A 12,365-nucleotide genomic window follows, 5' to 3' on the forward strand; every position below is an offset into this window, starting at 1 on the left:
CACAGCATCACTAATCACGATAAAAGCAGGAGGGAACGTATAGTGATTACGGTTAAACAAACGAAAGAAAAGATAAAGAAAATAGAGAACGGTACAATTGTAACGCCGCTAGGTTTTTCAGCAGATGGCGTTCACGCTGGTTTACGTTATGCTAAAAAAGATTTAGGAGTTATTGTAAGTGATGTGCCAGCTAATTGCGCAGCTGTTTACACGCTTAATGCTTTCCAAGCAGCGCCTTTAGCTGTTACAAAAGAAAGTGTAGCAGTAGAGCAGAAGCTGCAAGCGATCGTTGTGAACAGCGCATGTGCAAATGCATGTACTGGAGAACAAGGATTAAAAGATGCATACCAAATGCGAAATACATGTGCAGAAAAGCTTAATATTCTACCTCATCATGTAGCGGTAGCTTCTACAGGGGTAATTGGAGAGCTTCTAGATATGGAAAAAATCGTGAAGGGCATTGGGTTATTAAGTCCTTCGTCGAACAAAGAAAAAGCAGAAGAATTTCAAACGGCTATTTTAACAACAGATACCGTAATGAAGTCAGCTTGCTATCAAACAGCCATTGACGGCAAAACGGTTACGATTGGCGGCACAGCGAAAGGATCAGGTATGATTCACCCGAATATGGCTACGATGCTTAGCTTTATCACAACGGATGCTAAGGTTGAAGCTTCAGTACTACAAGATGCGCTGGGTTCTATTACAAATAAAAGCTTTAATCAAATTACAGTAGATGGTGATACGTCTACGAATGATATGGTTGTTGTTTTAGCAAATGGAAAAGCTGATCACCAGTCGCTTACACCAGATCATCCTGAATGGACGTCATTTTATGAAGCACTGCGCTTGACGTGTGAAGATTTAGCCAAACAAATTGCACGCGACGGTGAAGGAGCAACAAAACTAATTGAAGTAAACGTATCTGGTGCTCATACAAACGAAGAGGCAAATGTGATTGCTAAACAAATTGTAGGCTCGAACTTAGTGAAAACGGCCATGTATGGAGCCGATGCCAATTGGGGACGAATTATTTGTTCAGTTGGCTACAGCGGCGTAGCGCTTAATCCAGAAGCAGTGAACGTTTCGTTAGGTGATATCCAAATGCTAAAAAACAGCCAGCCTGTTTCATTTAGTGAAGAAGAAGCAAAAGCTTATTTAGAAAATGATACGGTTGAAGTCTATGTTGACTTGCAGCAGGGAAATGGAATTGGCAAGGCGTGGGGCTGCGATTTGACTTACGATTATGTGAAAATCAATGCCAGTTATCGAACGTAAGGAGAGAGTGAAATGAGCAGTGAAAAAATCGTCGTTGTAAAATGCGGAGGCAGCATTATCAATCAGTTAACAAGCGCTTTTTTTGAAAGTATTCAGCAGTTAAAAGCGAGTGGATATCAGATCATTGTTGTGCACGGAGGCGGGCCTGATATTCAAGATACGCTTACCAAGCTTCACATTGAAACGGAATTTGTAGATGGGCTTCGAAAAACGTCCAAAGAAGCATTAGAAGTTGTGACGATGGTATTAGCAGGCAAAGTTAATAAGCATCTTGTAAAAGAACTACAAAAAGCGAACTTAAAAGCAGTAGGACTATCAGGAATTGATGGATCGTTGCTTAAAGCAGAGGCTATCGATGTTGAACGTCTAGGTTACGTTGGAGAAGTAAGAGGCGTAAACGATACATTATTAAAACAACTAACTGACAGTCAGTACATTCCGGTTATTTCTTCCATTGGAGCCGATGAAGAAGGTAATAGCTATAATATTAATGCTGACGTGGCAGCCGGAGCCGTTGCACAAGCAGTAAATGCTGAAAAGCTGATGTTTGTGACGGATGTAAAAGGTGTATTAAAGGATGGAGCATTGCTTCCTGAGCTTACAAAGTCAGAGATTGATGCACTTATTGAAGAAAAAGTAATTTACGGCGGAATGATTCCAAAAGTGACATCAGCGGTAAATGCGTTATCTCCTTTACTTGAAGAAGTTCATATTATTAGCGGAACTGATGGATTTTTAGATAAGGAAGGAAAGCTGATTGGTACAGCAATTAAATATAGTGGAAAAGGTGGAGAAGATAGCGATGAGTTCATTGTTTCCAACATATCAACGGTTTGATATCCATGTGGAAGAGGCGCAAGGAACAAAATTAATAGATAACAAAGGAAATGAGTATTTAGATTTTATTTCAGGTATCGCTGTCTGTAACGTAGGCCATCGTCATCCTGATGTTCAAAAAGCGATCGAAGAGCAGTTAAATAAAGTGTGGCACGTGTCAAATTTATTTCATCAATCGATTCAAGAAGATGTAGCAGGTAAGCTTGTGGAACATTCAAACGGTGATGCAGTATTCTTCTGTAACAGCGGTGCAGAAGCCAACGAAGCGGCGATTAAATTAGCGCGCAAGTACACGCAAAAACATAAAATCATTACCTTTACAAAATCATTTCATGGACGTACATTTGCTACCATGACAGCTACAGGGCAGGCAAAAATTCATGATGGCTTCGGTCCTCTTGTTAATGAATTTGTTTATGTGCCATACAATGATGAAGAAGCATTAAAACAGGAAATGGACGACAGCGTAGCAGCAATTATGGTTGAAGTCATTCAAGGAGAAGGCGGAGTTGTTCCAGGAACCGAAGCATTTTTATTAACTATTCAAGAGCTGTGTAAAAAGCACGAAGCACTGTTTATAGTCGATGAAGTGCAAACTGGAATCGGCAGAACAGGAAAACCATTTGCCTATCAGCATTTTAATGTGTCACCAGATATTATTACAGCTGCTAAAGGGTTAGGAAGCGGAATGCCGGTTGGTGCGATGATTGGAAAAGGCTATCTCAAAGAAGCATTTGGACCTGGTACTCACGGAACAACCTTTGGAGGAAATCCAATTGCATTAGCTTCAGCTAAAGCAACTTTAAACATTATTTTTAATGAAGCATTTTTAGCAGAGGTTATAGAAAAAAGCTTTTATTTTACCAACGCTTTGAAAAATAGCGTAGCAGATTATTCATTTGTAAAAGATGTTCGCGGAAAAGGTTTTATGATTGGAATTGAATGCGGAGAACATCAGTCGGCATTGCTTGCAGCAATGCGTGAAAAAGGATTGCTAGCACTGGGAGCAGGACCGCATGTAGTACGATTGCTGCCGCCTTTAACTGTAACAAAAGAAGAGTTAGACCAAGCGATTCATATCATTGAAGAAGCATTTAGCCAAACAAAAATTACTTCATAATACAAATTTTTTTGAATATGTTTGTATAAAAATTCTGTTTTATAAATAATTATTCGAAGAGGGATGCACAATGAACGGATATTTACACTTAGCAAACGGCGATTCGTTCGCCGGACACATCGAACATACAGCAACGCACCAGGCAGAAGGAGAAATTGTTTTCTTTACTGGAATGACTGGTTATCAAGAAGTTGTGACTGATCCATCTTACAAAGATCAAATTATCGTCTTTACGTACCCTTTGATTGGGAACTATGGTATCAATGAGAAAGATTATGAAAGCAAAAAGCCTCACGTAGCAGGCGTTGTCGTATACGAATGTTCAGATGAAGGGTTCCATTACGAAGCGATGTACAGCTTCAAACAATATTTAAAGAAATGGAACATTCCGCTTATTACACATGTGGATACGAGAGCGGTCGTAAAACGAATTCGAAAAGAAGGTACGATGCAATCTGCCTTTTCGGCATCTGCTGAGCCGCCAGCATTTACTGCTGAATGCGATGGATATGTAGTAAAAGAAGTGTCAACAAAAGAGCCTGTTACTTACGGAAACGGTGAAAAACACGTTGTATTAATGGACTTTGGCTATAAAAAATCAATTTTACAAGAGCTGCTAAATCGAGAGTGCAAAGTAACGGTTGTTCCTTATTCTACAAGCTCTTCAAAAGTAAAAGAGCTGCAGCCGGATGGCATTGTCTTATCAAACGGACCTGGAGATCCAACTCAAGTAAGCAGTCAGCTGGATGAATTAAAAGAAATTATTTCAGCGTATCCAACTTTGGGAATTTGCTTTGGACATCAGTTAATTGGGCTTGCTTTTGGGGCAGAAACCAAAAAGCTGGCGTTCGGTCACCGAGGAGCTAATCAGCCTGTAATTGATTTAACGACTAACAAAGTGTGTATGACGTCTCAAAACCATAGCTATGTCGTAGATGAACAGACGATTACGTCTACGCCATTAAGCGTTCGATTTAAAAATGTGAATGACGGATCGGTTGAAGGTTTAATGCATAAAGACCTTCCTGTTATTTCGGTTCAATATCATCCAGAAGCACATCCTGGACCAAGTGACAGTACGTATATCTTTGATGAATTTATGACGAAAGTACAGCAAGTAGGGAGCGGAAAAGTATATGCCTAAAGACCAAACATTAAAAAAGATTTTAGTAATCGGATCAGGACCAATCGTAATTGGGCAAGCAGCAGAATTTGATTATTCAGGAACCCAGGCATGCTTGTCATTAAAAGAAGAAGGTTATGAAGTTATCTTAATCAATAATAATCCAGCTACGATTATGACGGACACTCACGTAGCAGATCGAATCTATTTTGAACCATTAACAGTAGACTGCGTAGAGAAAATTATTGCAAAAGAAAAGCCGGATGGTTTGTTAGCTACATTAGGCGGACAGACGGGTTTAAACTTAGCCCTTGAGCTTCATGAACAAAATATTTTGCCAAAATACGATGTGAAACTTTTAGGAACACCGATTGAATCAATCAAAAAGGGTGAAAGCCGTGAAGAGTTCCGTGCATTAATGAATGAACTAAATGAACCGGTGCCGGAAAGTGAAGTTGTCACAAAAGTAGAAGAAGCATTAGCTTTTGCCGAGAAAATTGGTTTTCCTGTTATTGTACGTCCTGCTTATACGTTAGGCGGAACGGGCGGAGGAATTGCTCATTCTATGGAAGAACTTGAAAAACTTTCAGCGTCAGGTTTACGTGAAAGTGCTATTACTCAATGCTTAATTGAAAAAAGCATCGCTGGATTTAAAGAGGTTGAGTACGAGGTTATGCGTGACGTGAACAATACGTGCATTACAATTTGTAACATGGAAAATATTGATCCAGTGGGTGTTCATACTGGAGATTCGGTAGTCGTTGCTCCTTCTCAAACGTTAACCGACGTGGAATATCAAATGCTTCGTTCGGCTTCAGTTAAAATTATTTCATCGCTTGGCATTATTGGAGGTTGCAACATTCAGTTTGCGCTTGATCCAAAAAGCAAGCAGTACTATTTAATTGAAGTAAATCCGCGTGTGAGCCGTTCGTCTGCTCTTGCATCAAAAGCAACGGGCTATCCGATTGCTAAAATTGCTGCAAAACTATCAGTAGGCTACACGCTTCATGAGTTATTAAATCCTGTAACAGGAGACACATATGCAAGCTTCGAACCAGCTCTTGACTATGTAGTAGTGAAATTTCCAAGATGGCCGTTTGACAAGTTTTTCTACGCGGAGAGAACGCTTGGCACGCAAATGAAAGCAACTGGAGAAGTAATGGCTATTGACCGTAACTTTACACGTAGCTTCCAAAAGGCACTGTCTTCTTTAGAAATTGATTTACAAGGATTGGAAGTAGAAGAACTGCAAGAACTTTCAACGGATGAATTAAAAAGCAAGCTTGGCGAACAAAGCGATGAGCGTATTTTTGTTATCCTTGAGCTTTTACGTCGCGGTACAACGCCTGAGTATATCCATGAAGTAACGCAAATTGATTATTTCTATTTAACACACTTTACGCAGCTGATTAAAATGGAAGCCTCTTTGAAGGAAGTACGTTTTGATTCCATTACAGCTGAACACTTCAAGCAAGTGAAGGAGCATGGTTTTACAGATGCGTATCTAGCAAGCGTATGGAACGTGCCAGAGCTTGACGTAAGAGCGAAACGTAAAGCACTACATATTACGCCAAGCTACAAAATGGTAGATACATGTGCAGCGGAGTTCGAATCCTCTACGGCTTATTTCTACTCTAGTTATTATGGCGAGAGTGAGATTGAACCATCAACGAATAAAAAAGTTGCGATTATCGGTTCTGGACCGATTCGTATCGGCCAAGGAGTAGAATTCGACTACAGCTCTGTACACGGTGTGTTAGCTCTTGAAAAAGAAGGATACGAAACAATTTTAATTAACAACAATCCAGAAACGGTAAGTACGGATTTTGAAGTAGCAGACCGCTTATATTTTGAACCTGTAACAGTAGAAGATGTGCTAAACGTTCTTGATGCTGAAAATGTGACGGATGTAATTGTTCAATACGGAGGTCAAACGGCTATTTCGCTTGTTAAAGGGCTAGAAGAAGCTGGCGTCAATTTACTAGGGATTACAAATGATGTTATTGATGCACTTGAAGATCGCGACCTGTTTTATAAGCTCTTAGACGACTGTGATATTCCGCATATCCCAGGTGAAATGGCGAAAGATGAGCAAGAACTTGTACAAAAAGCAAAAGCTATGGGATTCCCATTACTTATTCGTCCTTCTTACGTCATTGGCGGAAAAGGAATGCTGACAATTCAAAATGAAACGGAGCTGCAGGCTTGTTTACCAGCTATTAAAGCGTCTCATTTCCCAATGCTTATTGATGCTTACTTCCCTGGAAAAGAAGCAGAAATTGATGTTGTAGCAGACGGAAAAGATGTGTTGATTCCGACAATCGTTGAACATATTGAAAAAGCCGGCGTTCATTCAGGAGACAGCTATGCGCTTTTACCAGCAAAAACAGTAGAAGCAGCACATAAAGAAAAAATGGTGAGCTACGCTCAAAAAATTGTAAACAAACTTCAATATAAAGGGATTATGAATATCCAATATGTTATTTACAACGATGAAGTCTACATGCTGGAAGTTAATCCGCGTGCCAGCCGTACAGTGCCTGTAGTAAGCAAAGTGTGCAACACGCCGCTTGTTTCGCTATCAACTCAAATATTGCTTGGGAAATCATTGTCGGAAATTAGCGAGAAGCTAGGTTTATTGCCGGATCCGGCTTATACAACTATTAAGTTTCCAGTGTTTTCGACAAGTAAATTATCAGGAGTTGATCCGCTTGTTGGACCAGAAATGAAGTCAACTGGTGAAGGAATTGCGATTTCTTCAACGATTGAAGAAGCAGCAAAAAAAGTATTCCATCAGTATGTGTTAAGTAAAAAAGGTGCTGCAGAAGTGTATATTAACGGAGAAGCACAGGGCCTTGAAGAACTTGCGCAAAGCGCGGGATTAACTCTTGTTAAAGATAAAGAAGTTAGTGAATGGGTAAAAACGAAAGAAGCTTTATTATATGTAAGTTTACAGCCTGAAGATAAAGAAAGCCGTATGTCAGCATTAAAACACGGTTTAATGGTTATGACGGAGGCAGAAACGGCTTCGCTATTTTTCCAATCGTTCCAAGTCGATGAATATCACGTTTCATCACTACAAGAATGGTTTCAAAAAACTAAAAAGGAAGTGACAGTATCATGAGTACAGTATCGGTAAATACGAATTTAAAGGGAAAAGATTTGCTTACGCTTAAAGATTTATCATCAGACGATATTATGTCACTTTTAGAAAGCGCCATTGAGCTGAAAGAAAAGCATAAAAATGGTGAAATCGTCACATCGTTAAAAGGAAAAACGCTGGGGCTCATTTTTGAAAAATCTTCAACAAGAACAAGAGTCTCATTTGAAGCGGGAATGATGCAGCTTGGAGGAAACGCCCTCTTTTTAAGCAGCCAGGATTTACAAATTGGACGCGGAGAAACGATTGCTGATACAGCACGCGTACTATCTGAATTCATCGATGCTATCATGATTCGTACGTTTGAACATAGCAAGATCGAAGAGCTTGCAGATTACGCATCCATTCCCGTTATTAATGGTTTGACAGATGATTATCATCCTTGTCAGGCTCTAGCTGATTTATTAACGATTTACGAGCACAAGAAATCATTTGATGGGCTAAAAGTAGCTTATGTTGGAGACGGAAATAATGTAGCGCATTCCTTAATGATTGCATGTGCAAAAATGGGAATAGATATTTCAATTGGATGCCCTGACGGATATGAGCCAAAAGACTTTGTAACAGCTTATGTTAATGAAGTAGCTGCTAAAACGGGTGCGAAGGTTACGATTACAAAAGATCCTGTAGAGGCTGTAAAAAATGCCGATGCTATTTATGCAGACGTGTGGACAAGTATGGGACAGGAAGAAGAAGCACAGCAGCGCTTGAAAATATTTGCTCCTTATCAAGTCAATGAAGAGCTAGCTGCCCATGCGAAGTCAGACTATTTATTTCTCCACTGCTTGCCTGCGCATCGTGAAGAAGAAGTGACAGCAAGCATTATTGACGGACCAAATTCGGTTGTTTTCCAGCAGGCTGGAAATCGTATGCATGTACAAAAGGCCTTGCTTCAAGCAATTTTAGGCTAAGAAAAAAACCTTTCTGAGAATATCAGAAAGGTTTTTTTGTTTAAAGGGAATTAATTGTGGGAACACCAGTTGTATACTAAACAGAACGAAAGGTGATTTATGATGAAAGTATTAGTTGTTGGAGCAAACGGAACAACGGGAAAACAAGTGGTAGAAAAAGTCGCAAACAGCAAGCAGCATGAAGCTTATGCGATGATTCGCGACGAAAAACAAGCAGACGCTTTAAAAAAGCTGGGCGCTAACGTTGTACTTGGTGACTTGGAGCAAGATGTTTCAGATGCTTTAAGAGGTATGGATGCTGTCATATTTGCAGCAGGTTCTGGAGGACATACGGGAGACGAAAAAACAATCGCTGTGGATCAAAACGGTGCTAAAAATATCATTGATGAAGCAAAAAATCAAGGTGTGAAGCGCTTTGTTATGTTAAGTTCAATGGGAACAGATGCACCTGAACAAGGACCAGAAGGCTTACAACTTTACCTGCGTGCTAAAGCGATAGCGGATGAATACTTAAAGCAGTCTAATCTGCAATATACAATTGTACGACCAGGAACTTTATCGAATGATTCAGCTACTGGAAAAATTGATATCAATAATGATATTGAAGATAAATCTCAGACGATTCCTCGAGCAGATGTAGCAAGCGTGCTTGTAGAATGCCTAAACGAAGAAGCTACGATAGGAAAAACGTTTGAAATGTTAGCCGGAGAAACTGAAATTGAACAAGCTATTAAATTTACTCATTGATACAAAAGGGCAGATCTAAAGGTCTGCTCTTTTCTGTTCTGTTCCTAATATGAAAACATCTCCATTATGAAACGGAAATTTTAAGGGAATAGTATAGGAGAACATTTCATTTCAGGAATGAGGAGGCAGGACAATGGGACAAAATCGTCATTTCACACCGGGTCAAAAAGCTCCTAATAACGGAGTGTATATTGAAATTGGTGAAACAGGAAGCAACGTAAATAATCCTCAAAAGGTTAAATTAAAAGCAGGAGAGCGTTTTCCAGAGACGGCAAACGATGATCGCCACTGGACATACATTCGCAAGCCTTAAATAGTAAAAAAATAAAGAAGCCATTCTAAATTGAATGGCTTTACTTGTTTTCCCATTGCTGGGTATAATGAAATAAAGGTCAATAAAGGTCAAATGTATCGAAGGAGGATGTTCAATGGACATAAATAAAATGACCCAAAAATTGCAAGAAGGCGTGATGGAAGCGCAGTCCGAAGCTATTAAACGAAATCAGCAGGAAGTGGATATTGCTCATTTGCTTTATACGCTTATTCATCAGCAAGATGGTATTGCTCCTCGCATATTAGATCATTTACATATAGATCATCAATCTTTTCAGCAGCAGGTAAATCAACTGCTTGCGAAAAAACCTGCCGTTACAGGAAGTGGAGCTGAAGCAGGGAAAGTTTATATTACAAATAAACTCCAGCAGCTGTTTGTCAAAGCTCAAGAAGAAGCATCTCGTCTGCAAGATGATTATGTTTCAGTTGAGCACATCTTTTTAGCCTTAGCACAGGAACCGTCTTCTAGTGAATATGGCAAGTTATTTTCAAGTCACGGTATAACAAAAAAAGCTTTGCAAGATGTGCTTACTAGCCTTCGAGGAAATCAGCGAATTACAAGTCAAAATCCGGAAGTTACATATGAAGCGTTAGCTAAATATGGAAGAGACTTAGTGGCAGAAGTACGAGCAGGGAACATTGATCCAGTCATTGGACGAGACGGAGAAATTCGCCGCGTTATCCGCATTTTATCGCGAAAAACAAAAAACAATCCAGTTTTGATTGGAGAACCTGGCGTTGGTAAAACAGCGATTGTTGAAGGTCTAGCACAGCGTATTGTTCGTAGAGATGTGCCTGAGGGATTAAAAGATAAAACCATCTTCTCATTAGATATGGGAGCTTTAGTAGCAGGAGCGAAGTTCAGAGGCGAATTTGAAGAGCGTTTAAAAGCTGTTCTTCAAGAAGTTAAGAAAAGCAACGGTCAAATTCTTTTATTTATTGACGAACTTCATACAATCGTTGGAGCAGGTCGTACGGACGGAGCGATGGATGCAGGGAATATTTTAAAACCAATGCTTGCTAGAGGAGAACTTCACTGTATAGGAGCTACAACTCTTGATGAGTATCGTCAGTATATTGAAAAAGATCCAGCTCTTGAAAGACGCTTTCAACAGGTGCTGGTTGAAGAACCTTCAGTAGAAGATACAATCTCTATCTTACGTGGTTTAAAAGAACGATTTGAAATTCATCACGGTGTAAATATTCATGACCGGGCGATTGTTTCAGCAGCGGTTATGTCGGATCGTTATATCTCAGATCGCTTTTTACCTGATAAAGCAATTGATTTAATTGATGAAGCATGCGCAACTATTCGAACAGAAATTGATTCGATGCCATCAGAATTAGATGAAGTAACGCGACGTGTCATGCAGCTTGAAATTGAAGAAGCGGCATTAAGTAAAGAAACAGATCAAGCAAGCATCACAAGGTTAGAGGCAATTCGAAAAGAAGTCTCTGATTTAAAAGAACGTGCAGATACAATGAAGCTGCAGTGGGAAAAAGAAAAGCAGTCGATTCAAACGGTGCAAGATGTCCGGGAGCAGCTTGAAAAAGCGAAGCGAGACCTAGAAGAAGCTGAAGGGAAATATGATTTAAATAAAGCAGCCGAACTTCGCCACGGACGCATTCCAGCTCTTGAAAAAGAACTAAAACAGCTGGAAGAAACAGCTGCTGAAAAAGCACAAGAAAACCGTTTGTTAAGAGAAGAAGTAACGGAAGAAGAAATTGCTGAAATTGTAGGAAGATGGACGGGAATTCCGGTGTCGAAACTAGTTGAAGGAGAAAGAGAAAAGCTGTTGAAGCTTGAGTCAATTTTACAGCAGCGTGTGATTGGACAGGACGAAGCCGTATCCTTAGTTACAGATGCTGTGATTCGCGCAAGGGCAGGCATTAAAGACCCGAACCGCCCAATTGGATCATTTATTTTCCTAGGACCTACCGGAGTAGGAAAAACGGAGCTAGCCAAAACGTTGGCACATTCGTTATTTGACAGTGAAGAACAAATGGTTCGTATTGATATGTCTGAATACATGGAAAAGCATGCGGTCTCTAGGCTTATAGGAGCGCCTCCTGGCTATGTAGGGTATGAAGAAGGCGGACAGCTAACGGAAGCGGTGAGACGCAAGCCTTATTCAGTCGTTTTGTTAGATGAAATTGAAAAAGCTCATCCTGAAGTATTTAACGTGCTCCTTCAAATACTAGATGATGGAAGAGCAACAGATTCAAAAGGAAAAGTCATTGATTTTAAAAATACAGTCATTATTATGACGTCAAATATTGGTTCTCAATTTTTATTAGATGGTTTAACAAGTGAAGGCGAGATTACTGAAAAAGCCAGAGAGCAAGTGATGGCTCAATTAAGACAGCATTTTCGCCCAGAATTTTTAAATCGAGTAGACGACACGATTTTATTCAAACCGCTAACTGTTCATGAAGTAAAGGGAATTATTGATAAGCTATTGCTTCAGCTTGAAAAGCGTTTATCCGATCGTCATATTTCGTTAATGTTAACAGAAGAAGCAAAAAATCATATTGCGGCCTCCGGGTTTGATCCGGTATATGGAGCGCGCCCTTTAAAAAGGTTTATTCAAAAATATATTGAAACAAAAATTGCCAGAGAATTAATTGCAGGGCAAATTGAAGATTATAGTCAAGTGACAGTTGATGTAAAAGATGATGAGTTTGTTGTCAGCGTATAAGTTTTCTCAAAAGGCCATTCATGATAATTTGAATGGTCTTTTTTTGCTATTAAGAGCAGCATCCCTTTTAAAATAAATAAAAAAAATACGTGAGAGCTAAGCGTAAAAACTTATTCAGTTTTAGGTTGTAGAATATATCTAATTCATTTATGATAAT

General features: G+C 39.6%; 9 protein-coding genes. All 9 read left to right on the forward strand.

Annotated features, from left to right (window positions below):
- Positions 1 to 42: 42 nt before the first annotated feature.
- The 9 genes from argJ to clpB all read left to right on the forward strand — a co-directional run bounded on the left by argJ (position 43) and on the right by clpB (position 12,208).
- The gene (gene argJ, locus MKX72_RS03460; RefSeq protein ID WP_033578034.1) at positions 43 to 1,278 is read left to right on the forward strand and encodes a bifunctional ornithine acetyltransferase/N-acetylglutamate synthase; all 1,236 of its coding nucleotides are present in this window, start codon (positions 43 to 45) and stop codon (positions 1,276 to 1,278) included.
- Positions 1,279 to 1,290: 12 nt separating this feature from the next.
- Entirely contained in the window at positions 1,291 to 2,115 is an 825-nt protein-coding gene (gene argB / locus MKX72_RS03465; RefSeq protein ID WP_034267696.1) for an acetylglutamate kinase, read from the forward strand.
- Positions 2,081 to 3,235, forward strand: a complete 1,155-nt coding sequence (locus MKX72_RS03470; RefSeq protein ID WP_155008535.1) for an acetylornithine transaminase — start codon at positions 2,081 to 2,083, stop codon at positions 3,233 to 3,235. The genes argB and MKX72_RS03470 overlap by 35 nt, the downstream gene beginning before the upstream one ends.
- A gap of 70 nt (positions 3,236 to 3,305) precedes the next feature.
- Positions 3,306 to 4,379: a carbamoyl phosphate synthase small subunit gene (locus MKX72_RS03475; RefSeq protein ID WP_028412385.1), complete on the forward strand. Its 1,074-nt coding sequence runs from the start codon at positions 3,306 to 3,308 to the stop codon at positions 4,377 to 4,379.
- Positions 4,372 to 7,482, forward strand: a complete 3,111-nt coding sequence (locus MKX72_RS03480; protein WP_154989586.1) for a carbamoyl phosphate synthase large subunit — start codon at positions 4,372 to 4,374, stop codon at positions 7,480 to 7,482. Before MKX72_RS03475 ends, MKX72_RS03480 begins: the two co-directional genes overlap by 8 nt.
- Positions 7,479 to 8,429, forward strand: coding sequence for an ornithine carbamoyltransferase (gene argF, locus MKX72_RS03485; RefSeq protein WP_028412383.1), 951 nt, complete (start codon positions 7,479 to 7,481; stop codon positions 8,427 to 8,429). Before MKX72_RS03480 ends, argF begins: the two co-directional genes overlap by 4 nt.
- A 102-nt stretch (positions 8,430 to 8,531) precedes the next feature.
- On the forward strand, positions 8,532 to 9,176 hold the full coding sequence (locus tag MKX72_RS03490; protein WP_155008534.1) for an SDR family oxidoreductase: 645 nt from the start codon (positions 8,532 to 8,534) through the stop codon (positions 9,174 to 9,176).
- A 133-nt stretch (positions 9,177 to 9,309) separates the two neighbouring features.
- Positions 9,310 to 9,489 (forward strand): YjzC family protein, encoded by a 180-nt coding sequence (locus MKX72_RS03495; protein WP_154973593.1) that lies wholly within the window; start codon positions 9,310 to 9,312, stop codon positions 9,487 to 9,489.
- A 115-nt stretch (positions 9,490 to 9,604) separates the two neighbouring features.
- Complete coding sequence (clpB, locus tag MKX72_RS03500; protein WP_098113542.1) at positions 9,605 to 12,208, forward strand: ATP-dependent chaperone ClpB; 2,604 nt, start codon at positions 9,605 to 9,607, stop codon at positions 12,206 to 12,208.
- Positions 12,209 to 12,365 lie beyond the last annotated feature (157 nt).

It is taken from the genome of Priestia sp. FSL R5-0597 (assembly GCF_038006305.1).
Lineage (GTDB): Bacteria > Bacillota > Bacilli > Bacillales > Bacillaceae_H > Priestia > Priestia zanthoxyli.